Consider the following 22227-nt stretch of genomic DNA (forward strand, 5'->3'; position numbering starts at 1 on the left):
AGGGAGATTTCCCATGCTTAAAAAGCATATTCACGAACCCCAAACTGTTCCCGGTGGCGCAACACAAAGCCTGAAGCATGAAAGTGGGCGCCTGCACGTTTCCGGCAAGGCAACGTATATTGATGATATTCCCACACCCGCAAATGTTGTGCATGTGGTGCCCGGGTTAAGCACCAAGGCCCATGCTCGCATTGTTTCTATGGACCTGGAGCCCGTTAAGAATTTTCCCGGCGTTTTGTGCGTGCTTACTGCCCAAGATGTGCTGGGGGAAAACCAGGTTAGCCCCGTAGGCGCGGGGGATGAACCTCTTTTGGCCACTGATGAGGTTTTTTATTACGGCCAGCCCATTTTTGCCGTTGTGGCCGAAACACGTCTGGCAGCCCGCAAAGCCGCGCGCAAAGCCAAGATTGTGTATGAAGACCTGCCTACAGTTCTTTCCGTTGAAGAAGCCCGCCAAAAAGGCGGAGACATGGTGTGCCGTCCGCTTGAAATGGTGCGTGGCAATGCTGAAAATGCGCTAGAAAACGCTCCCAAACGGCTTTCCGGGCGCATTACAGTTGGGGGGCAGGAACAGTTTTATCTGGAAGGGCAAGCTGCACTCGCTACGCCGGGCGAAGAAGGGGAGATGCGCATATGCTCCTCCACACAGCACCCCACAGAAACCCAGCACATGGTGGCGCATATTCTTAACCGCCCCAGCAATTTGGTAACTGTAGAGGTGCGCCGTATGGGCGGCGGCTTTGGTGGTAAGGAAACCCAGGCAAATGCTCCGGCCTGTCTGGCGGCCTTGGCTGCAGAAATAACCCAACGCCCCGCAAAATGCCGCCTTGATCGTGATGATGATATGATCATGACAGGCAAGCGGCATGACTTTGTGATTGATTATGATGTTGGCTTTGATGCGCAAGGGCATATTCAGGGCGTAGATATGCTGCTGGCCGCACGGTGCGGATGGTCTGCTGATTTATCTGGCCCGGTAACGGATAGAGCGCTGTTTCATGCAGATAACGCCTATTACTATCCTGATGTGCGGCTGCGATCAGAACCCTTTCGCACCAACACGCAGTCCAACACAGCATTCCGGGGCTTTGGTGGCCCCCAAGGCATTGCTGCCGCCGAACGGGTTGTAGAAGAAATTGCCTTTGCCACGGGGCTGGACCCGCTGGATGTGCGTTTGCGCAACACTTACGGCACGCAAGACAAAAACATCACGCCGTATTTCATGACCGTGGAAGATTCCATTTCCCGGGAAATCATGAAACAGCTTGCTGAAGAATGTGATTACCGTAAACGCCGTGAGGAACTCCGTGCCTTTAACCGCACCAGTAAATACATTCGCCGCGGCATAGCCCTTACGCCCGTTAAATTTGGCATTTCCTTTACCGCCACGCATTTCAATCAGGCTGGCGCTCTGGTGCATGTCTATACGGATGGTTCTGTGCAGGTAAATCACGGCGGCACAGAAATGGGGCAGGGGCTGCATACCAAAATGGTGCAAATTGCCATGCGGGAATTTGGCCTGCCCGAAAACCGCGTGCGCATTACGGCCACAACCACAGGCAAGGTGCCCAACACATCAGCCACAGCAGCATCCAGCGGGGCAGACCTAAACGGCATGGCCGTGCTAGATGCTATCAGCAAAATTAAGGAACGGCTTGTCAGCTTTGCCGCCACGCATTGGCAGGCGCCAGAAAGCACCGTGCATTTTGGAGCCAATGGCGTGCAGGTGGGGGAAAACTGTATTCCGTTTGTGGATGTGGTGAAGGCCGCCTATATGGCCCGTGTTTCGCTCTCTTCATCCGGTTTTTACAAAACACCCAAAATTTCGTGGGACCCGAAAACCGGCCGCGGCCGCCCATTTTACTATTTTGCCTACGGAGCCGCCTGTGCAGAAGTTGCGGTTGACCTGCTAACCGGTGAAAACCGCATGGAGCGCGTGGATATCCTGCACGATGCCGGGCAATCCCTAAACCCAATTCTGGATATTGGCCAAATTGAAGGGGGCTTCATACAAGGGGCAGGATGGCTGACAATGGAAGAGCTGGTGTGGGATCAAACAGGCCGGCTGCGTACACATGCCCCCAGCACCTATAAGATTCCGGCCTGCTCAGACAGACCGCCGATTTTTAATGTGAAGCTGCTTGAGAACTCCCCCAACCGGGAAGAAACCATCTTCCGTTCCAAAGCTGTGGGAGAACCACCTTTTGTGCATGGGCTGGCGGTATTGCATGCCATCTCGGACGCCATAGCAAGCATTGCGGATTATCGCATCTGCCCGCAACTGGATGCACCCGCCACACCAGAGCAGATTTTACGCACAGTGGAGCGGCTTAAAAAACAAAAGGACATGCCTCACTAATACGGAGCTGATCATGCGAGAGGTTGCAAGGGTTCTTCAACACTGGCACCGCCATCCAGAACAGCTCATTCTTGTGCGTGTTACGGAAGCCAAAGGCTCCACCCCGCGTGAAACAGGTGCCTTCATGCTGGTGGGCACCTCTTTTCTAGCCGGAACTGTGGGTGGTGGCGCATTGGAGCATGAATGCGTTGCACAGGCACGTCAGATGCTGTGCCAGCACGAAAAGCTGCGTGAACATGAATTTATTCTGGGTGGGCAAAATACCAACCAGTGCTGCGGAGGCTGGGCACGCGTTCGGCTGGAGCGTGTAACGCCAGATATTGTAAACGAACTGGAAAACAATATTCGGCAAGAACTTGAAGCGCGCCCGGTGCTGCTGATGTTTGGAGCGGGCCATGTTGGGCGTGCCCTGGCCTATAGCTTGGCACCGCTACCCCTGAGGTTGATTTGGATAGACCCCAGAGAACACGAATTTGGCCCTGTGCCCGCAGGCGTAGAAACACGCATAACAGACCAATGGGAAACAATATTGCACACTGCACCTGCCAAAGCAGGCGTGCTGGTGCTTACACCCAGCCACACCTTGGATGCGTTAATTATAGAATCTGCTCTTTTGCGGGATGATCTCTCTTACGTGGGGCTTATTGGCTCTGCCACCAAACGCAGGCGGTTTGAACACAGCTTCCGCCAGCTTGGCATGGAAGAAGAGCGCTTACAGTCCCTCATTTGCCCCATAGGAGAGCGTGGAATCAGGGATAAACGGCCAGAAGTTATTGCCGCCCTTGTTGCGGCGGAAGTGGTGGAGCATGTGCTCCACCCATCCCCATAACTGTTTAGGCCATTTCTTTTTCTGGCAGGGGCACGCACCCTGCCAAACCGCTTTTCTTCAGCGCCCGCGCAACACTAAACAGCGCGGCTTCCTGCCCCGGAGCAGCAACAAGCTGCAAGCCAAGCGGCAAAGAGCCTGTATTTTTCAAGGGCAAACACAATACAGGCAAGCCTGGCAGGCTAAGCGGTTGCGTAAACAGGCCCAGATTAGCCCTGGCGGATACAGGTTTACCGTCCACCATAACAGTGGGTTGGTCTAGCAGAGGCGCTTCCCCCATAACAGCAGGCGCTATGAGAACATCTGTTTTCTGAAAGAGTTCGTGGATTTTTGTACGAAACCAGTTTCTAAAACGCTGAGCCTGCAGATAGGTGGATGATGGCAACAAGGCTCCGGCAATCAGGCGGTCTCGCGTGGCGGGGTCATATTCTGCTGCCTGTTTGCGCAGGCGCGGCAGGTGCAGGTTTCCGCCTTCTGCTGCGGTTATCAGAAAAGATGCTGCACGTGCGCTTGCCACTTCTGGCAATTCAACCGTGCTGGTGGTTTGCAGGCTGGCGCAAACACGGTCCAGCGCTGCCACAAGGGCAGGCGCCAGATTGGATGCAAACCATCCCCCCAATCTGGAAATCCGCAGCGTATCGGCTGCTGGTTCTGGCGCTGGTGTGCTGCCATCCATCACGTAAAATGTTGTAATCAGATCATCCAGAGAGGATGCAAAGCTGCCCACTACATCCAAACTGGCAGAAAACGGATAGGCACCAGCACGGGGCAGGCGGCCAAAAGTAGGTTTTATCCCCCACACACCGCACAATGATGCCGGAATACGAATAGATCCGTTGGTATCAGACCCAAGGGTAAATGGTAGAAAACCCGCAGCAACAGCCGCAGCAGACCCACCGGAGGACCCCCCAGCCATACGGGCCAGATCATGCGGATTATGGGTTGTGCCGTAATGAGCATTTACGGTTGCAAAACCGTAAGCAAACTCATCCATGTTCAATGTTGCAACGGGAATGGCCCCAGCAGCTTTAAGCCGCTGCACAATGGCGGCATCTTTTTGTACTGGTGGCGTATTGCGCAGCACAACAGAGCCTGCCGTGGTTACGTGGCCTGCAATATCAAACAGGTCCTTCACGCCAAATGGCACACCCGCCAATGGGGGCAAAATTTGGCCCGCCTGCCGCATGGCATCTATTTTCTGGGCCTGTAGCAAGGCCTCATCTGCAAAAAGATGCGTGACACTCTGGATGTCATGATCCTGTGTACGCAACGTATTTAATGTTTCCTGAATAATGGAAACTGCACTTTTTTTACCAGAGCGAATAGCCTCCGCAATGGCATGCGCGCTGGAAAAACGGGTCATGGAATGTACTCGTATGCTGGTTCACACGTATCGGGCAGGGTGTGCTGTTCAACCAGTTTGGCATAGTGCGCCAAAAGGGCGGAATTGCTGATAACCCCCGGCAGACATGTGGGAGAAAGATCTAGCCCTATGGCTGTTGCGCGTGCGTGCACAAGATTTTCCTGATCAGAGGAAGGGGCGGTCATGGGCCTAATTTCCTTATAAAGCAGGTCTTTCGGTTTCTGGCCGCGCCGCCATGAGTGACACATGGGCTGCCAAAATTTTCCATCCATTGTCAGTCCGTATCCATGTCTGCATCTGACGGCCGATACGATCCGACCCTTCTCGCTGGAATTCCAGACTGACAACAGCACTTTCAGTGCCAATGGCGGTAATGGTGCGCCGCAGGTTACGGCGTGGCGGGCTTCCTCCTTTTCTGGAGCGGCGAAACGCTGCTATTTCTTCCGCTCCATACAGGTTCTCACCCACGCCGTAGCGCACCACTTCCGGGCCATTCCAGAACAGATCATCCAGAACTTGCACATTATTTTCGGCCAGAGCGCGTTCATAAAGGTCTGAACAGGCTTCAACCTGCCGGAGTGTTTCTGGATTATTCAATTCCATTGCACTTTACTCCGTTAGTTTACGGCCAAGATGCCATGGCAGCATCCACCGCAGCGCCGCGCGGGGGCTTAAACCCTTCAGCAGCCAAAGCCGCTTCCAATGCACCCAATGTCAGCAACACTTTGTGTTTAACGGCATTGTAACCCATGGTGCCAATGCGCCAGATTTTGCCAGTAAGCGGACCAAAAGCCGTGCCAATTTCAATGCCAAAATCATCCCGCATACGCATGCGAACTTTGTCTCCATCAACACTGGCTGGAATCCATACGCCTGTAACGTTAGCCATACGGTGTGCATCATCACCAAAAATGGTCAGCCCCATTGCGCGCAGGCCCGCAATAAGCGCCGTACTGGCCATTTTGTGGCGGGCAAAGCGGTTTTCCAGCCCTTCTTCCAGCACAATACAGGCAGCCTCTCTGGCGCCGTACAACATGGTGGTGGCTTCGGTATGGTGGTTCAGCCGCTTTTCAGACCAGTAATCCATCACCATGGCCAGATCGAAGTAGTTGGATGGAATACGCGGGCGCAGCCCATCCGTAAGGCTTGCACTGCGGATACCGGCCTCTACATGGCGGCGGGCCATAATGTGCTCGGCAGCCCGATCCGAAATGGTAATGGGGGCAGAACCCGGCGGCCCGCCCATGCATTTCTGCAAACCGCCGGAGATCACATCAATCCCCCATTGGTCTGTGCAAACCGGCACACCACCCAGTGTGGCCGTAACATCTGCATAGGAAAGAACATTGTATTTTTTACACAATGCGCCAACGCCATCCAAAGGTTGCGCCATTGTGGTGGAGGTATCACCATGAATGCAGGCCAGAACCTGCGGCTTATGCTCCTGCAATGCCGCTTCTATCTGCTCTAGCGAGGCCACTTCACCCCACGGCAGGTCCAGCGTGCAGATTTCTGCCCCTATGCGTTCTGCAATTTCTGAAAGCAGCAAACCAAAGCGACCAGCCCGCACAATAAGAATTTTTGCGCCCGGTTCCACCAGAGAAACAAGAGCCGCTTCAATACCGGCACGGGCCGTGCCGTCTACCAGAAATGTCCATTTGTTCTGTGTCATGAATACCTGACGATACAGCGCCATGGTTTCATTCATGTATTCCGTCATTTCCGGGTCAAACTGCCCCAGCATATCGGCAGACATGGCACGCAGAACACGCGGATGGGCGTTAATGGGGCCGGGGCCCATCAAAAACCGTTGGGGCGGATCAATCTGTTTGAACATTGGTGAAATCATACGGGTTTGCTCCATGATTAAGCGGCTTTTTCTGATGGAATATTCTGGATGAAATCGCACATGACACGTAAAGCCGTTTCTACATCTTCATCCTGCACAGCTTCGGCAGGGTTGTGGCTTATGCCTTTTTCACAACGGATAAACAGCATGCATACAGGGGTAAGGGCAGCCATGATCATGGCATCATGCCCGGCACCACTTACCAGCGCATAAGCCGGTTGCCCCGTGACTGTTTGAATGGATGATGCCAGAATATTGCTAAGCTGCGGGTTACACGGTGTGGCGGAAAGATCATGCTGAAGTGCAAGTTCCATTTCCACACCGCGTTTTTGGCTGATCTCGTGCAGGGCTTGGGTTAGTGTTTCTGCGGCTTTGTTACGCACATTTTCGGTGCCTGCACGCACATCAATACTAAACTCCACCCAGCCCGGCACAATATTGGGCGCACCGGGCTTTACACTCATTTGCCCAACGGTTGCCACCAGATCATCCGGGCCTGATTGCGCAATTTTTTCTATGCAGGAAATGGCTTCAGCAGCAGCAGCCAAGGCATCCTGGCGCAAATGCATGGGCAATGTGCCCGCATGCCCGGCCATGCCTTTCATTGTCACCTTAAACCGGTATTGCGCGGCAATAGATGTCACCAGCCCAACGGCATGGTGCGTGCTTTCCAGAACAGGCCCCTGTTCTATATGCGCTTCAAAATAAGCCAGAACCTGAGAGGGCTTATAGCTGACCTCCAGATATTGCGCGGGGTCTAGCCCACTTTCCTGAAGTGCTTGCTGGATACTGGTGCCTTGAGCATCCTGTACATCTGGCAACGCGTCCAAGGAGCCCGCTACAGCGCGGGATGTTAGCATGGAGACAGGAAAGCGCGATCCTTCTTCATCCCCAAAACCGATCACCTCTATGGCGAAGGAGAAACGCTTTTGCTGTGCATGAAAGCTGGCAACGGCCTCTATGCCCAGAATAACGCCTAATGTGCCATCATACTTGCCTGCGTTTTTCACACTATCAAGATGAGAACCAATCAGCAGGGCCGGGGCGTTGGGCGCAAGACCTTCATAACGGCCAATCAGATTACCTGCAGCATCTATCCGGCAATGCATGCCGGCATCTTCCATCCATTCACGCACCTGCTTCACTGTCGCCGTATAGGCGGGGGATAGATAGGAGCGGAACAGGCCATCCGGTATATCTGAAAAAGGAGGGTGCGCTAAAAAGTCACACCGTTGCACTGCCCTTTTCCCGGACGCATCTGCAACACGTAAAACATTGGGCAGGATTTGCATACGGGCCTCTGGGGTTAGGAGGTCAATCAAAAGCGTTCGTTCTTGCGCCATATCAAGGGCGAAACAAACTATACGCAGGTTTTTTCCGTTCTCTCAAAAGCAAAAAAAGCAATGTTGCATTGCCAAATTCAGATCAGGCGGCGCTCTTAAAACAGCAACAAGAAAGTGCCTTTTTTATTTTTGTGCGTTCGCTTATAAGCCTATATATATCGATATCGTATCGTTTTATAGCCCGCTGCCCGGAGCCTTAATCTCATGTCGGAAGCTTACTCAAAGATCTCTGCTGATTTTCAAATTGCGGCTCTTGCACAGGCCAATTTGAAAAAAAAGGCCTTGTGTTCCTGCATCGTTGTTAAGCTTCCCTGCTGAGGAATTTTCTCATGTCCTTTCGGATTATTGCGCCAGCCCGCCCAGTTCTGTCCCGACTGACATACCGCCAACATCTGGCAACGTTGTCCTGCCTTGTCAGTGCTGTTGGGTTTTGTGCCAGTCTTTCTACGGCGCAAGCACAAACGGCCACGGCAGCCAAAAAATCATCCCAGCTCACACGGACATCTGCAACATCTTCCGCTGCACATGTGCGCCCGCGCTCCACAAAAGCGATTGAGGCACACGGAACGGAAGAAGTTTCGGTGGGGTCCACACGCCGCAAGCGCAATGGCGGCGGCGGCATGATGCGGCTTGAAACAGCTCCCCATGCGGTGCAGACGGTCACCAAAGAATATATTGATATGCGCAGCCCCGTTTCCACATCTCTGGATCTGGTTAAAAACCTGCCGAGTGTGAACGTGACCACCCCGGATACATCGGGCATGCAGGGCGGGCAGGTGCAGACACGCGGCCTGACAGACCGTGACATGGCCATTATGGTGGATGGCATTTCTGCCGGGCAGGCAAAATATCTTGCAGAAATTATTGATTCAGAAAACGTGGATGAAGTAAGCATCACACCCGGCAGTGCGGCGCGTGATCTGCCCGTTATGTCTGCTGCGGGTGGGGTGATGAACTCCAAATCCCATATCTCCTCCCACAAATTTGGCGGTATGACGGATTTTTCCTACGGCACCAACAACCTCTCGCGTGAGTTCATCCGCCTTGATTCAGGTGATATCGGCAACAGCGGTATCCGGGGCTACTTCTCCTTTTCCAACACGCATGCACGCAGCTGGATGGGCTCTGGCATTAACGAGCGTAAGCATATTGATTTTGGCGCCCGCAAGGATTGGGAAAACGGGTCCAACGCCAACCTGTTTATCTCATGGAACTCTGCTGACTGGACAATTGATAACTACCCCACAGAAGACCAGTTCATGCGGTACAAGCACACGGGGCAGGGTTGGGATCGCTCATCCCATCCGGGTAACGCGAACTACTGGAAGAACAACGCTGACCACTGGAACCAGATATTCCTGAGTGCGCCTATCCACACCGTTATTACAGACAAGCTGTCCTTCGATCTGCACCCATACCTTACCTATGGGCAGGGCTGGAGCGCCAAACCCAATGGCGCGGAAGCCAACTCTGCGGGTGATATGCAGAACACGATTGGCTACTTTCAGGAACATGGTGACCGCGTAGTGGGTGCCACGGCATCACTCGGCTACGATATTGACAAGCACAACCACCTGACCTTCGGTTACTGGTATAACAACAGCCAATCAGACCGCAGCTACCCCACCAGCTTTGCCATGCCCGCAGGGGGCGCACCCAGCCCGAACTGGTCTCAATATCGCATTGATAAAGGTGATCGGCAGGTTGCGGGGTATGAAATCCACTCGCTGTTCATTCAGGATACAGCCAAGTATCTGCATGACAAACTGCTGATTAACGGTGGCTTCAAGTTTGTGATGTCCAACGCATGGAACAAGGATTACTACGGCAGACAGGGGCGCAACAGCACGGCACCATTGCCGCAGCTTTCCATCAGCTACAACATCAATGATCAGAACCAGATTTATGTGAATGCGGAAGGGGATTACCGTCAGCCAACAGAAAACGATATGGGCTGGCTGTACACTGATGTGCCGATCCTAAAAAACCAGTACTCCATCAAGGAAGAACTGGGTTACCGCTACCACAACCGCTACATGATGATGGATCTGTCATTCTTCAACTACAACGTGACCAACCGTGTGGTTGACCAGTATATGGGCATGAACAACTACCGTCCGTTCTCCATCGGCAGCCAGACCATGCGCGGGCTGGACTTCATGATCGCCGGGCGTGAGATCCATGGCTTCAGCCCTTATGCCTCTGTGGAGTATCTGCACGCCACGCAGGACAGCAACGTGTTCGATCCGTACCAGAACATCATGCTACATTCCAAAGGCACGCAGGCCATTATGGCGCCACGGGTTATGGCCAACTTTGGTTTGACGTATAAGTATAAAGGCTTCTTTGCCAACGGTTCCGTCCATTACACCGGCCCGCAGTCCGTCAGCGTTGCCGGAGACCAGAGAATACCGGGTTACGTGACCAACAGCCTGACAGTTGGGTATCACTTCAAGCCATTTGGCTTTGTGAAGTCCCCCACTTTCCGGTTGAACTTCACCAACCTTACCGGTTCCATTGTGCGCACGGGTGCCATGGGCGCTGTTTACAGCAAGCATGATGCCGGCACGGTTTATAGCGGGAGCTCCGCAGCTTACACAGGTTACGGCAATACCTTTATGGTGGAACCACGCTTCTCCATGACAGGCACGATCTCTACCTCTTTCTAATACCGTCCTGAACAAACTTAACGCCCCTCTCTTTGCAACAAAGGGAGGGGCTAGGTGTTTTTATGATGTCACGTAGATACTTGCTGAAAAACGCCCTGTGCCTCGTCACGATGGATGATGCCCGGCAGGAGCTGAAAAACGGGTGGATCGTGACAGAGGGGCGGCAGATTGTCGCCCTTGGTGGTATGGAAGACCCGCATCCTCCCGCGGATGACGTGCTGGATATGTCTGGCCATGTGGTTATGCCCGGCATGGTGAATACGCACCACCATATGTACCAGTCCTTAACCCGGGTTATTCCGCAGGCTCAGGACGCATCTCTGTTCCAATGGCTGCAAACGCTTTACCCCATCTGGGCACGCCTTACGCCAGACATGGTAAAAGCCTCCACCCGCACGGCCATGGCAGAACTGCTGATGTCTGGTTGCACTACAACCAGTGATCATCTTTACCTTTTCCCCAATGGGTGCCGCCTTGATGATGAAATTGAGGCTGGGCTTGAAATGGGTATGCGCTTTCATGCCTGCCGCGGCAGCATGAGTGTTGGAGAAAGTGCAGGGGGGCTGCCGCCGGATAGTCTGGTGGAAAAAGAAGCCGACATTCTGCGTGATACGCTACGCGTGATTGAAACGTACCATGACCCGGAACCGCTGGCGATGCTGACCGTAGGCGGCGCACCATGTTCTCCTTTTTCTGTTAGCCGGGAACTCATGCGTGACATGGCAGAACTAGCCCGCACCACTGGCACCCGGCTACACACACATTTGGCCGAAAACCAGCACGATGTGGCTTACAGCAAGGAACGCTTTGGCCAGACACCTGCAGAATATGCAGAAGATGTTGGCTGGGTTGGTGCCGATGTATGGCATGCCCATTGCGTTAAACTGGATGCTGCAGGGATGGCCCGCTTTGGCCGAACAGGTACGGGAATAGCGCATTGCCCATGTTCCAACATGCGCTTGGCATCTGGCATTGCCCCCATTTGGTCTATGCAGAAGCAGGGTGTTCCTGTCGGGTTGGGGGTTGATGGGTCTGCCTCTAATGATGGCGCGAGCATTCTGGCAGAAGCACGGCAAGCTATGCTGGTTTCCCGTCTATTATCTGCTCAGGATGAACAGGCCATGATGCTTAAAGCGCGTGATGTGTTGACTTTAGCCACACGCGGAGGGGCCAGAGTTCTGGGCCGCACTGATATTGGCCAGTTAACGGTAGGAAAAGCAGCCGATATTATTGCGTTTGATATGCGCAAGCTGGAATATACCGGCGCATTAAGTGACCCGGTAGCGGCCCTGGTGTTCTGCACCCCATCTTCCGTTGCCTTTAGTATGGTTAACGGCAAAGTGCTGATACAGGACGGCCATTTTACAAAGCTGGATGTGAATATGGTTATAGAACAGCATAACCGTCTGGCACAAAAACTGTATGAGGGAAGTTAACCTTCCCCCATACGCACCCATTACTTGTGCTTTTGTACAAAGTTGGCATGCAGGCGCTGGTAGATGTAGTCTTCCGCTGTAATTGGCGGGTATTTACCTTCTGGCCCTTCAATGACAGCCTCCCGATTTGCCTGACAGAAAAAGGGAACAGACAAACGTGGGCCAAGGTATTCGCCTGGTTGCGGCATACGCACGCGGTGGAGGGTGGACTTTAGTTTATCATCACTCCAACGCATCAGCATGTCACCAATATTGCAGGTGACAGCACCTGCCACGGGTGTCACTTCTGTCCACGCATTGGATGAAATTTCATTGCCTGGGCAAAGCTGCAGGCCGCCTTCACCTTCACGCAGGTGCAGGAGTGTCAGGCAATCAAAGTCTGAATGCGCACCTGCACGCCATTGCTGGAAATCTTCCGGTTTGGCGTTTTCCATGCTCATGTAGTGGATAAGACGTAAGGTGCACTGATACCCCGGAGAAGATCTTTTACAGCACTCTGCAAAGAAATCTTTTTCAAACCCAAGTTTTTCTGCAAAACAGGACAGTATTTTCATGGCAAGCTGCCAGTTATCTTCCTCAAATTGCAGAAGTTTTGCCTGAAATCCGGGAAGAACCTGCTCATCCGGCCACAGATTATCCATTTCCGGCAAAGTAATCTGGTAAGATTCCTTGTTATCTGGCGTGCCGGTGGAAGGCCGTACCTGAGAGCAATATTCCCAGCCCGCATTTACGGTGGGCTTCTTTTTGAAAACTTCCTTTTCAGACATAGGAAGAGCAAAAAACCTTTTTGCCTCCGCAAAAGCATTATCAATGTCTCCTAACGAAATTCCGTGATTGATAACCTGAAAAAAACCATCCTGAGTTGCGGCATTCCACAGATCATCCGCAATCTGAGTGCGTCTGTTCTCATAGTCTGAAAAATCTATAACAGGGATGGAGCGGACGGAGGTTGTGCCCATGCTGCCTATAGTGGCCTCACGCTTGAGCTCTTCCATAGGGTAATCCGGGGTGGTTTTGGTATTCAGGGTCATGGCGTTTCTCACACAAATTGCAAACTGGCCCATAGGGCGTAGCAGTTGGTGCAAACCAGCATGTGGGAAAGCGTGTTTTCTAGCGGCCAAAGCTTCCCCCATGCTGAATAAGACCAACATGGTGGAGCAATGCCCAGAATATTTCTATTCCGACCGCTTCTACTCACTTGTTGTAGTATAGATCTTGATGTTTCGATAAGTCAACAAAATGATATGGGTAAACACTTTATTTCTACGGCGTGTCGTCAGTTAAGCCCTGAGAGTGGCACGTGAGGGTTGTACTTTGTGTCTGCGTGTGCTGACTGTTTTCCCATTTTTTGGGGAGACAGACAGATGCGGCGCTATAGTTTACGCGATGACCAGTGGGAGCGGATAAAGGATCTTCTTCCTGGTCGAGAAGGCTATGTCGGCGGCACTGCGGTGAATAACCGTCTGTTCGTGGAGGCGGTGCTGTATCGCTATCGCGCGGGTATTCCATGGCGCGACCTTCCTGCCCGTTTCGGTGACTGGAAAAACGTGCACCGGCGTCTGCGCCGCTGGTGTGAAAGCGGCGTCATCGACGCGGAAATCTCACAGAAGGGTTGTACATCGGGTTAGATTATGAAAAAGTCTGTTTTGTAGAAAAGAAATTTCCATAATCATCAAGAAAACCCGATGCAGACAGAGTGTAGCGCAGGCGCGTATGAGTTTCCAGCCTCCTGTGGACGGCGTGTTGTGGCCCGTTTTGACGGGGGTCGCATGAGTTCGGATGGGGGCGTCATTCTGGTGAAGCAGGCTGATGACATTCTGGGGCTCAGCCGCCGCTTTGCTGCCTGTTTTCGCGATAAGCGGCATCCCGGCTTTGTGGAATACCGGGTTGAAGACCTTGTCCGTCAGCGGATCATGGGCCTGGCACTGGGCTATGAAGATCTCAATGATCACGATGCCCTGCGGCATGACCTGATCTTTGGTCTGGCCTCGGGTCGTCTGTCAGGAGGCCGGGCAAACTGCGCAGCATTGGCTGGCAAATCTACACTGAACCGGTTGGAGCGCAGTGGGCACAAGGCAGATCGTTACTGTCGGATCATTGCTGATCATGAGGCCCTGGCTACCCTGTTCGTCACGCTCTTCCTTGACCAGCATGAGCACGCACCCGCCCGGATCGTTCTGGATGTGGATGCCACCGATGACCGTATCCATGGCCATCAGGAAGGCCGCGCCTTTCATGGATATTACGGCCATAACTGCTATCTTCCCCTGTATGTCTTCTGCGGGGACCATCTCCTCAGCGCTACCCTGCGCACGGCAGACAGGGACCCGGGGAAGGAAGCACTGGCAGACATCCGCCGGATCGTCGAGCAGATCAGGAGCCGTTGGCCCCGGGTGCGTATCCTGGTGCGTGGGGACAGCGGTTTCGCCCGGGACAGTCTGATGACATGGTGCGAAGACAACCACGTTGACTTCCTGTTCGGGCTTGCAGGCAACACCCGCCTGTATGACCGGATTGCCTCTTTGTCCGCTGAGGTTCGTGACGAAGCCGCCACGACAGGCAGAGCTGCGCGCGGTTTCGCCTCCTTTGACTGGATCACAAAGGACAGCTGGACGCGCCGCAGGCGGGTGGTGGCCAAGGCCGAATGGCGCCACGGCAACCGCTATCATCGCTTCATTGTCACCACCCTACCGCAGGGAATGTCCGACCCCCGCCATCTCTACGAACAGATTTACTGCGCACGCGGGGATATGGAAAACCGCATCAAGGAATGCCAGATGGATCTGTTCTCAGACAGGACCTCGTCCCACACCATCCGGGCCAACCAGCTCCGGCTGTGGTTCTCGGCCGCAGCCTATGTCCTGCTGACCGCTCTGCAAAGACTGGCCCTTGGCCAGACCAGCCTGGAGACGGCGACCTGTGGCACCATACGCGCACGGCTGCTCAAAATCGCGACACGTGTAACGCTCAGCGTCCGTCGGATTGTCCTGTCCATGCCGGACATGTTCCCCTGTCAGCATGAATTCGCCCTCGCTCATGCACGATTGCGAAGGCTCCGGCAGGCCATCTGAAGAAACAGACAGTGCACAGACCACATAGCTTCCACCAACACTGCCTTCTCAGGCCGTGACACCCTCACTGCGTTCAGAACCCGCCGCCAGAAGCAGAATATCGTCAATATTCCAGATCGGGCTCCTGTGGGATGACTGAATTCTACAAAATGACCCGAAATTGCCTCAAGTGTGAGAAATCCGCGTCGAACGGATATTTCGTTATCTGGCCGCTGATTACGACAACGAATACATGATGATCGACAGCACAATTGTCCGAGCGCATCAGCATAGTGCCGGAGCTCTCAAAAAAGGGGCACGGATCAGGCCATCGGACGATCACGAGGCGGGCTAACTACAAAGATCCATGCCATCTGCGACGCTCTGGGCAATCCAGTGGAACTCGGCATCACACCGGGACAGGATGCCGATATCACCCAGGCAGAACCACTTCTGGAAAACATCGAACCGGATGCTTTCCTTGCTGACAAGGCGTATGACGCGGACAGGTTGATCGATCGGCTGATACAGCGCGGGATTACCCCGGTCATCCCGCCAAAACGCAACAGAACGACACGACGGAAAACCGATTTTTCTCTCTATCGCGAACGGAACCTTGTTGAGAGGTTCTTCAATAAACTCAAGCAGTTTCGCGCTATCGCAACCCGCTACGATAAACTGAAATCGACCTTCCTCGCAGCCGTGCAGTTCGCCTCAATCATCATCCTGCTTAACTGACGACACGCCGTAGTGCTGAACACGGTTATGCAAAACAAGCTTTCTGATACTGCTTGTGGCCATATAAAGGGCAAGGCCGGTAAGGGTAATCATGAACAGCGCAGCAAACATGCGTGGAATATCCATCTGGAACCCAGCCTGCAAAATCTCGTAAGCCAAACCGGCACTGTTGCCACCCGTGCCAGCCACAAACTCGGCCACCACAGCGCCCACAAGGGCCAAGCCGCTGGAAATTTGCAAGCCCGCCATAAACATGGGCAGAGCACTGGGTATTTGCAGGCGCAAAAGTGTTTTCAGGCGTGAGGCCTTGTGCATACGGAAAAACGCTTCCAGCCCCGGATCAACACTTTTAAAACCTTGCAACGTATTGGAAATAATAGGGAAAATAGCAATCAGCGTGGCGCAGATAACAAGTGCCAACAGTGTTGTTTTTACTAAAATAATAATCAATGGGGCAAGAGCCACCACAGGTGTAACCTGCATGAGCACCACATAGGGCATCAGGCTGCGTTCAATAAGCGGATGCTGCACCAGCACAAAAGCAACCAAAACACCCAGAACGACAGAAACACAGAGTGCTGCCAATGTAACGGTAAGCGTACTGTAAAGCGCGTGGCAAAGCGTATCGATATTGCTGAACAGAGAACGCGCAATATCAGATGGTGCTGGCATAAGGTAAGGCGGAATATGCCAGAAATAACAAACACCTTGCCACAACAGCAAAAACAGAATGCCTACAGCAAGGGGGGCAAAAATGGATATCAGGCGGGCAGGCATAAGTTAGGCCACCTCTGCAAGAAGGGAAGAGTGAGATGCCTCAATAAGCAGTTTGCTCAGGTCCTGGCATATCGTGGCAAATGTATCGCTGAGGCGAAATTCCTCATTTCTGGGAATGCTTGGGTCAATTTCATATTCGGCAAATATCCGGCCCGGATGTGCCGCCATAACCATCACGCGGGTGGAAAGAAAAGCCGCCTCATACAAAGAATGTGTTACAAACAACAGGGTAAGGTCATCCTTGGCGCATAGCGTGGCCATGTCCTCATCCAGCCGGTTGCGCGTTAATTCATCCAAAGCGCCAAAGGGTTCATCCATTAAAAGCAGGTTAGGGCGCGTGACCAATGCCCGCGCAATGGAAACACGCATCTTCATCCCGCCTGAAAGCTGGGCTGGAAAGCGTTCTGCCGCATGGGCCAAGCCTACAATTTCCAGCGCCTGCTGCACGCGCGGCGCTGATACATCAGGAGAAATCCCTTCCAGATCTAGCGGTAAACGTACGTTTTTGCGCACCGTGCTCCACGGCATAAGCGTGGGTTCCTGAAACACAAAGGACAGGCGGCGATTTTCCTTACCAACTTCTGCAAACCCTTTGTTCCACCACGTCAAATGCCCGGAAGATGGTTGGTGTAAGTTGGCAATCAGCTTCAGCAATGTGCTTTTGCCGCAACCAGAAGGGCCAATTAGGCCAATACGTTCCTTGGGGTGAATATCCAAGGTAATAGGTGCCAGCCCCTGAACACCGTTTGGAAAGGTTTTTTCAGCAGATTGAATGCTGATAACGGTTTCTTGCATGATCTATCCAAACTTTGCAGAAGAATAAGGCGGTAGGTTATTCGGGCTGCTGCACGTAAATGCACACAGCCAGCATGGTTATAAAAAAGCGGAATGCAGGTTGCTGGCCGTTCCATGCCTGTGATTGCCACATAAGAAACCACTCGGCCCCCACAACAGAAAAACCAAAAAACCAGATCAGAAACCCCAAAGCCGTAGCTGCTGGCACAAACTTTTTTGCGGTTTTAAAGGCATCTTCCGGGGCCCAAAGGCGCGCGCTCATCTGATAAGCTGCAATGGCAAAAAGCAGACCGGTTACGGCTTCCCCCAAAATAATCAGGCCGTAAAACAGGTGCCACAGAACAGGTTGGGATATGGCGCGCCACATCAAGCTGTTGCCGCGGAATGTTGTATCCATGCTAAGAACATGGCGCACAAACTGAAAGTTCGAGTTGTAATCAGTAACGTTATTCAGCGCGACAATCAGGCCAAACGCACCCAATGCTCCCACCATGATGGTTTTAGCCAGCCGAGAAATAGCAACTGGGGAAGAAAAAGCTGAGAGACGCGACATATAACATTCCTGCATAGAAATGATTTATGCAGTTTAGGCCATTCAATCCTGCGAAGATCAAGGGGTAAATCGTTACAAAAAAAGCAATGAAGCGTGCTCTATTTTACAGCTTCCCAAACGCGCACGTTCTGTATGAACATACCGAATACGAAATAAACAGATCATGCCAGTGCAGGAATTCGGGATGTCTCTTACACGTCGAACATTGCTTTCAGCTGCTGCGGCATCGTCTGTTGCGGCATTTACGCCGTTTAAACGTGCACAGGCCGCAACGCCGGTCAGGCTGCTGCTATCATGGTTTGCGCAGGCAGAAGTAGGCGGGTTTTATCAGGCTCTGGCTAAAGGGTTTTACGCGCAGGAAGGGCTGGATGTTCACATAGATATGGGCGGCCCGCAGGTAAACACCATGCAGATACTGGCGGCTGGCCGTGCAGATTTTGTAACGGGTTATGATTTTCAAACCCTGCGCGGCATACAGGGCGGCATGCCGTTACTTACTGTCATGTCCTCTTTCCAGCATGATCTGCAAGGGTTGATGACGCACGATAACATTACAGATCTGGCCCAGTTACGTAATCATCCCATTCTTATTTCCAGCCCGGCCCATGCATCCTATTGGGGGTGGTTGTGCAAGAAGTTTGGTTACAGCCCAGCGCAGGCAAAACCCTATACCTTTAACCTGCAACCATTTTTTCTGGACCCGGAAATGGCGGTGCAAGCCTATGCATCCTCTGAGCCCTACGAGGCCCAGCAGCGCAATGTGCCTGTAAAGTTCTTTCCATTTGCAGATCTGGGCTATCCACCATACGGCACACCAGTGCTGACCACCCATGAATTGGCAGACAAAAATGATGCCACCACGCAAGCCTTCGTGCATGCATCTCTATTAGGGTGGCAAGATTACATGCGTGATCCAGAGCCCGGCAATGCCCTGATACGCAAAGCCAATCCACGCATGACAGAAGGCCAGATTATGTTTGGCCATAGTGCCATGGCCAAAGCCAACGTGGTGGAAGGCGGAGATACAAAAACATTAGGCCTAGGCTGTATGACAGAAGCCCGCTGGCAGGCAACATATCAATTCATGGTGGATAATGATCTGCTGGATAAAACCGTAAACTGGCAATCCGCCTTTACAACCAAATTTACAGACCGCGCCAAGGTGATGCCCGCATGAATGATCTGGTTATTCGCAATGCATCCGGCATTCTTACTGGCCTGAAAGGCCTGCAGGAACGGCGCACGGGAGATATCCGCATACGGGCAGGGCGTATTGTCAGCATTGGGCATGTTCCCGAACAAGCGGGCGATACAGTGCTGGATGCAAAAGGTGGCGTGATTACACCCGGCTTGGTTTCTACCCACCACCATCTTTTTCAGAGCATGTTGAAAGGTATTCCTACCGCTATTAACGCGCCGCTTGAAAAATGGCTGCGTTTGGTGCCCAACACATATTGGCGCTATTTGGATGAAGACACACTGCAAACGGCCGCCCAGGTTGGTATGGTGGAGCTTCTTCTCTCCGGCTGCACCACAGTAGTGGATCATCACTATCTATTCGCCCGCAGCTATCAGTATGATCCTGCCGCCGTGCTGTTTGAAACAGCAGAAAAGCTGGGCATGCGGCTGGTTCTGGCCCGCGGTGGCACCACGCGAACCCGTAAGTTTGATACGGATGAAATTGTTCCGGCCCCCACAGAAACGCTGGATGAAATGCTCAAGCGGGTGAGTGATCTGGTCAGCCGTTACCATGATCCGGCGCCAGATAGCAGCAGACGCATCGCCATAGCGCCCAACACCCCCACATGGGGCGTAACGCCGGATGAACTGCGCGCCCTTGCTGAAGGCGCACGTAGCATGGGCATTGGCCTGCACACGCACCTTTCAGAAACAGAAAATTACGTAAAATACTGCAATGAGGTGTACGGCATGCGCCCCGTTCAGTTTGTGGGTGAGCATGGTTGGCTGGGGCCAGATGTGTGGTTTGCCCATTTGGTACACCTTGATGCCAGCGAAATAGCACTTCTGGCCCAAACCCAAACAGGCATGGCCCATTGCCCGCAAAGCAACGGACGGCTGGGGTCTGGCATTGCACCAGCACCAGCGTTGGAACAGGCTGGGGGGCGTGTTTCTCTGGCGGTTGACGGTGCGGCCTCAAACGAGGCCTGCGATATGGGCGCAGAAATGCACACTGCATGGCTTTTGCACCGCTTTGTGCATGGCGCAGATGCCATTCGTTGTGAAGATGTTGTGCGTTGGAGTTCGCACGAAGGTGCGCGTATTCTGGGGCTACCAGATATAGGAACCGTAGCAGAAGGTATGGTGGCGGATCTGGTGGTGCATGATATCAATCATCCACGTCACGCTGGGTTGGCAGATCCACTGATTGCACCCGTAGCCTCTGGAGCTGCCTGCGTTCGGCACGTGCTCAAAGCGGGTAAGCCTGTTGTGTATGATGGCGTGGTAAAAGGTGTTGATGTGCCAGAGCTCATGCAGCATTCGCGCCAAGTTGTAAAACGTCTGGCGCAAGCTGTATCTGCGTAAAAAAGAAAAGCGTTTTAAAAACTGCGATTGTTAGGTTTTTAAAACGCCATCCACTGCCGTTACACATTGGCCGCCAATAGTTATTTGCCCATCCTCTGCGTGAATATGCACTGCAATGCGGCCAGAGCGCCCAAGGCAATGCCCTTGTGTTGCCGTATAATCGCTACGCCCTTTGGGAAGAAGGCCAAGCGCCTGACGGAATACGGCTACACTAGCATTTCCGCTGCCACAAACAGGATCTTCCTGCACGCCTTGGGAGCACGCAAAAGAGCGCACTTCTATTTGCGCATTATCTGTTGCATGTGGCCCAAAAACTGTAATGCCGGTCGCACCAAGGCTGTGCTCAAACGCCGCAGAGCGCCCGAAATCCGGGCGCAGAGCCAGCACTTTAGATGCGCTGGAAAGCTGCGCAACAATCCACACAACCCCCATATCCACAATCATGGGGGTAATTTTACGCTCAACTGTTGCGCCCAGAATGCCCTCCAGCCGTTCAATCTGGGCAGGGTTTAAAGGGGTAAGCTTTGCTGGCGGCACGGAAAAAGAGAGCGTTCTGTTTGCGCCATCTCCCTCCACAGCCAGTTCTACAAGCCCAACGCCGCATTCCTGCACCAGCACACCATTGCGAGGCACAGCGCGCCCAGCTTCTAGCGCGGCATGCGCGCTGCCAAGGGTGGGGTGCCCGGCAAATGGGAGCTCATGCTTGGGGGTGAAGATGCGCAACCGATAATCGGCTTGCGGGTTTGTAGGAGGCAGCAGAAATGTGGTTTCAGACAGATTTGTCCAACTCGCAATAGCCTGCATGGTTTTGGTATCCAGCCCATCCGCATCCAGCACAACAGCTACCGGGTTACCCAGCAAAGGTGTTTTTGTAAAAACATCTACAACTTTGTACGCACGTTTCATGATGCTGTTATGCCTTTCAGGAATCTGCGGGGTGGATAGAAGATAACAGAGATAAAATCAGATGGTTCAGTGGAACATCAATTCCATGTTTTTCTGCCGCTTTTACAACGTAACCGGTTAAAGCCTTATATTCCAACTCTCGTCCGGCCTGCCGATCCTGCAACATGGATGTGATACTCTCAGCCGGTATGGTTTGCAGCCATAACAGAATATCCTCTACATGCTGCGCAGTCAGTTTTGCGCCTTCGGCTTGGCCAACCTTTACAGCTTCGACCATAATCTGTCGGGCTGTCGCCTGAATGGCAGGACCTCGCATGACCCCTGTGCGGCGGCCAGTCAGCGTGGTTATAGGATTGGCTGTAATATTTGCCAGCAATTTCAACCACAAAGCAGTCGTGATATCTGCTGTTATCCCAACCCGCATATTTCCTTTTTGCAGAACATCCGCAAAATATTGTGCAGTTGCATCATCTGGCACACATAAATCCTGCGTTCCAATGCGTTTTAACGTGACCTTGCCAGGGGCTGAACGTTGCGCGTTAAAGTAAACAATAGCCGGTAGAATGTGGGCCTGTGGCGCATAGGTTGCCACGCACTCTTTCTGCCCAAGCCCGTTTTGTGCAACCAGAATAGTAGCGCTGGCCCGATTAAATGCGCGCAACCAAGCGGATACATCTTGGGTTTGATAAGACTTCACTGCCAGAATAGCGGCATCGCAAAGGCCAATATCTGCCGGTGTGACTGCATGTCGAATAGGGTATGTATGCGTGTTTGCCCCTTCGGTTTCTTCAATTTGTGAAAACCGCACCCGCGCTCCACACACCACAACCTGCCATCCGGCCCGAACAAAAGCGGCCGCCAGGCAAAGCCCAACGGCTCCAGCCCCAATAAGGGCAATAGTCTTGGGGGCTGAAACAGGCTGTGTGTGCATTTTTATCAAAACAATACAATCAGAGGTGGCAGGGCAAAAACGCCCCATACCATACCTCATACCCAAACGAAGCGTATCTGCCACAAAC

The 22227-nt window shown here is 53.0% G+C and carries 18 protein-coding genes and 2 pseudogenes; 9 read left to right on the forward strand and 11 right to left on the reverse strand.

All coding sequences use genetic code 11. The features are described 5' to 3' along the window. Positions 1–13 precede the first annotated feature (13 nt). Together xdhB and xdhC are read left to right on the forward strand one after the other, a co-directional pair. Entirely contained in the window at positions 14–2359 is a 2346-nt protein-coding gene (gene xdhB / locus ABNV41_RS04915; protein ID WP_087652091.1) for a xanthine dehydrogenase molybdopterin binding subunit, read from the forward strand. Positions 2360–2372: 13 nt separating this feature from the next. Further along, positions 2373–3188, forward strand: a complete 816-nt coding sequence (xdhC, locus tag ABNV41_RS04920) for a xanthine dehydrogenase accessory protein XdhC (RefSeq protein ID WP_050819801.1) — start codon at positions 2373–2375, stop codon at positions 3186–3188. Between the two features lie 4 nt (positions 3189–3192). Here xdhC and ABNV41_RS04925 read toward each other — a convergent pair whose 3' ends face one another. The 5 genes from ABNV41_RS04925 to ABNV41_RS04945 are packed head-to-tail and all read right to left on the reverse strand — an operon-like array spanning position 3193 to position 7740. Continuing rightward, positions 3193–4548, reverse strand: a complete 1356-nt coding sequence (locus ABNV41_RS04925) for an AtzE family amidohydrolase (protein ID WP_050819800.1) — start codon at positions 4546–4548, stop codon at positions 3193–3195. Then, the gene (locus ABNV41_RS04930; RefSeq protein WP_050819799.1) at positions 4545–4733 is read right to left on the reverse strand and encodes a DUF4089 domain-containing protein; all 189 of its coding nucleotides are present in this window, start codon (positions 4731–4733) and stop codon (positions 4545–4547) included. Before ABNV41_RS04930 ends, ABNV41_RS04925 begins: the two co-directional genes overlap by 4 nt. Positions 4734–4746: 13 nt before the next feature. Continuing rightward, the gene (gene hpxZ, locus ABNV41_RS04935) at positions 4747–5151 is read right to left on the reverse strand and encodes an oxalurate catabolism protein HpxZ (protein WP_050819798.1); all 405 of its coding nucleotides are present in this window, start codon (positions 5149–5151) and stop codon (positions 4747–4749) included. A 19-nt stretch (positions 5152–5170) separates the two neighbouring features. Beyond that, the gene (locus ABNV41_RS04940) at positions 5171–6412 is read right to left on the reverse strand and encodes an alanine--glyoxylate aminotransferase family protein (protein WP_087652092.1); all 1242 of its coding nucleotides are present in this window, start codon (positions 6410–6412) and stop codon (positions 5171–5173) included. A 2-nt stretch (positions 6413–6414) separates the two neighbouring features. Further along, complete coding sequence (locus ABNV41_RS04945) at positions 6415–7740, reverse strand: allantoate amidohydrolase (RefSeq protein ID WP_050819796.1); 1326 nt, start codon at positions 7738–7740, stop codon at positions 6415–6417. A gap of 329 nt (positions 7741–8069) precedes the next feature. On the opposite strand from ABNV41_RS04945, the gene ABNV41_RS04950 reads away from it, so the two are divergent. Together ABNV41_RS04950 and ABNV41_RS04955 are read left to right on the forward strand one after the other, a co-directional pair. Beyond that, positions 8070–10409, forward strand: coding sequence for a TonB-dependent receptor (locus ABNV41_RS04950; protein WP_050819795.1), 2340 nt, complete (start codon positions 8070–8072; stop codon positions 10407–10409). Between the two features lie 62 nt (positions 10410–10471). Beyond that, positions 10472–11845: an 8-oxoguanine deaminase gene (locus tag ABNV41_RS04955; RefSeq protein WP_196332549.1), complete on the forward strand. Its 1374-nt coding sequence runs from the start codon at positions 10472–10474 to the stop codon at positions 11843–11845. Positions 11846–11865: 20 nt separating this feature from the next. On the opposite strand, the gene ABNV41_RS04960 is transcribed toward ABNV41_RS04955, so the two are convergent. Then, positions 11866–12996 carry an isopenicillin N synthase family oxygenase gene (locus ABNV41_RS04960; protein ID WP_050819793.1) on the reverse strand — a complete coding sequence of 377 codons (1131 nt, stop codon included), beginning with the start codon at positions 12994–12996 and terminating at the stop codon, positions 11866–11868. A 213-nt stretch (positions 12997–13209) separates the two neighbouring features. On the opposite strand from ABNV41_RS04960, the pseudogene ABNV41_RS04965 reads away from it, so the two are divergent. From ABNV41_RS04965 to ABNV41_RS04975, 3 genes and pseudogenes are all read left to right on the forward strand, one after another. Then, a pseudogene (locus ABNV41_RS04965) lies at positions 13210–13437 on the forward strand (transposase); the annotation flags it as partial. 93 nt (positions 13438–13530) lie between these two features. Continuing rightward, positions 13531–14916, forward strand: coding sequence for an IS1380-like element IS1380A family transposase (locus tag ABNV41_RS04970; protein ID WP_012812390.1), 1386 nt, complete (start codon positions 13531–13533; stop codon positions 14914–14916). A gap of 187 nt (positions 14917–15103) precedes the next feature. Beyond that, positions 15104–15633: pseudogene (locus ABNV41_RS04975) on the forward strand (IS5 family transposase); the annotation flags it as partial. Here ABNV41_RS04975 and ABNV41_RS04980 read toward each other — a convergent pair. Genes ABNV41_RS04980 through ABNV41_RS04990 form a run of 3 tightly spaced genes read right to left on the reverse strand, consistent with a single transcriptional unit; the run spans position 15610 to position 17773 of the window. After that, positions 15610–16410 carry an ABC transporter permease gene (locus ABNV41_RS04980; RefSeq protein ID WP_349935050.1) on the reverse strand — a complete coding sequence of 267 codons (801 nt, stop codon included), beginning with the start codon at positions 16408–16410 and terminating at the stop codon, positions 15610–15612. The pseudogene ABNV41_RS04975 and the gene ABNV41_RS04980 sit on opposite strands and share 24 nt — an antisense overlap. A gap of 3 nt (positions 16411–16413) precedes the next feature. Further along, positions 16414–17205 (reverse strand): ABC transporter ATP-binding protein, encoded by a 792-nt coding sequence (locus ABNV41_RS04985; RefSeq protein ID WP_050819791.1) that lies wholly within the window; start codon positions 17203–17205, stop codon positions 16414–16416. A 37-nt stretch (positions 17206–17242) separates the two neighbouring features. Beyond that, positions 17243–17773: a DUF2165 family protein gene (locus ABNV41_RS04990; protein ID WP_050819790.1), complete on the reverse strand. Its 531-nt coding sequence runs from the start codon at positions 17771–17773 to the stop codon at positions 17243–17245. Positions 17774–17921: 148 nt separating this feature from the next. Between ABNV41_RS04990 and ABNV41_RS04995 the strand changes: the two genes are divergently transcribed. Both ABNV41_RS04995 and ABNV41_RS05000 read left to right on the forward strand, forming a co-directional pair. Beyond that, positions 17922–18935, forward strand: coding sequence for an ABC transporter substrate-binding protein (locus ABNV41_RS04995; RefSeq protein ID WP_050819789.1), 1014 nt, complete (start codon positions 17922–17924; stop codon positions 18933–18935). Next, on the forward strand, positions 18932–20302 hold the full coding sequence (locus tag ABNV41_RS05000) for an amidohydrolase family protein (RefSeq protein ID WP_050819788.1): 1371 nt from the start codon (positions 18932–18934) through the stop codon (positions 20300–20302). The genes ABNV41_RS04995 and ABNV41_RS05000 overlap by 4 nt, the downstream gene beginning before the upstream one ends. Positions 20303–20332: 30 nt before the next feature. On the opposite strand, the gene ABNV41_RS05005 is transcribed toward ABNV41_RS05000, so the two are convergent. Both ABNV41_RS05005 and ABNV41_RS05010 read right to left on the reverse strand, forming a co-directional pair. After that, positions 20333–21208, reverse strand: a complete 876-nt coding sequence (locus ABNV41_RS05005) for a PhzF family phenazine biosynthesis protein (RefSeq protein ID WP_050819787.1) — start codon at positions 21206–21208, stop codon at positions 20333–20335. A gap of 16 nt (positions 21209–21224) precedes the next feature. Further along, entirely contained in the window at positions 21225–22139 is a 915-nt protein-coding gene (locus ABNV41_RS05010) for a ketopantoate reductase family protein (protein WP_087652173.1), read from the reverse strand. Positions 22140–22227: the final 88 nt, after the last annotated feature.

Origin of the sequence: Acetobacter sp. A11-2 (assembly GCF_040208445.1) — a bacterium.
Classification (GTDB): Bacteria; Pseudomonadota; Alphaproteobacteria; order Acetobacterales; family Acetobacteraceae; genus Acetobacter; species Acetobacter oryzoeni.

Excerpts from the sequence above, each read along its gene's own strand:
- ABNV41_RS04990 (WP_050819790.1), bottom strand. The coding sequence starts at position 17,773 with ATGCAGGAATGTTATATGTCGCGTCTCTCAGCTTTTTCTTCCCCAGTT.
- ABNV41_RS04945 (WP_050819796.1), bottom strand. The coding sequence starts at position 7,740 with ATGGCGCAAGAACGAACGCTTTTGATTGACCTCCTAACCCCAGAGGCC.
- ABNV41_RS04950 (WP_050819795.1), top strand. The coding sequence starts at position 8,070 with ATGTCCTTTCGGATTATTGCGCCAGCCCGCCCAGTTCTGTCCCGACTG.
- ABNV41_RS04985 (WP_050819791.1), bottom strand. The coding sequence starts at position 17,205 with ATGCAAGAAACCGTTATCAGCATTCAATCTGCTGAAAAAACCTTTCCA.
- ABNV41_RS04970 (WP_012812390.1), top strand. The coding sequence starts at position 13,531 with ATGCAGACAGAGTGTAGCGCAGGCGCGTATGAGTTTCCAGCCTCCTGT.
- ABNV41_RS04995 (WP_050819789.1), top strand. The coding sequence starts at position 17,922 with ATGCCAGTGCAGGAATTCGGGATGTCTCTTACACGTCGAACATTGCTT.
- xdhB (WP_087652091.1), top strand. The coding sequence starts at position 14 with ATGCTTAAAAAGCATATTCACGAACCCCAAACTGTTCCCGGTGGCGCA.
- ABNV41_RS04980 (WP_349935050.1), bottom strand. The coding sequence starts at position 16,410 with ATGCCTGCCCGCCTGATATCCATTTTTGCCCCCCTTGCTGTAGGCATT.
- ABNV41_RS04960 (WP_050819793.1), bottom strand. The coding sequence starts at position 12,996 with ATGTTGGTCTTATTCAGCATGGGGGAAGCTTTGGCCGCTAGAAAACAC.
- ABNV41_RS05000 (WP_050819788.1), top strand. The coding sequence starts at position 18,932 with ATGAATGATCTGGTTATTCGCAATGCATCCGGCATTCTTACTGGCCTG.
- ABNV41_RS04940 (WP_087652092.1), bottom strand. The coding sequence starts at position 6,412 with ATGGAGCAAACCCGTATGATTTCACCAATGTTCAAACAGATTGATCCG.
- ABNV41_RS05010 (WP_087652173.1), bottom strand. The coding sequence starts at position 22,139 with ATGCACACACAGCCTGTTTCAGCCCCCAAGACTATTGCCCTTATTGGG.
- ABNV41_RS04925 (WP_050819800.1), bottom strand. The coding sequence starts at position 4,548 with ATGACCCGTTTTTCCAGCGCGCATGCCATTGCGGAGGCTATTCGCTCT.
- ABNV41_RS05005 (WP_050819787.1), bottom strand. The coding sequence starts at position 21,208 with ATGAAACGTGCGTACAAAGTTGTAGATGTTTTTACAAAAACACCTTTG.
- hpxZ (WP_050819798.1), bottom strand. The coding sequence starts at position 5,151 with ATGGAATTGAATAATCCAGAAACACTCCGGCAGGTTGAAGCCTGTTCA.
- xdhC (WP_050819801.1), top strand. The coding sequence starts at position 2,373 with ATGCGAGAGGTTGCAAGGGTTCTTCAACACTGGCACCGCCATCCAGAA.
- ABNV41_RS04955 (WP_196332549.1), top strand. The coding sequence starts at position 10,472 with ATGATGTCACGTAGATACTTGCTGAAAAACGCCCTGTGCCTCGTCACG.
- ABNV41_RS04930 (WP_050819799.1), bottom strand. The coding sequence starts at position 4,733 with ATGACCGCCCCTTCCTCTGATCAGGAAAATCTTGTGCACGCACGCGCA.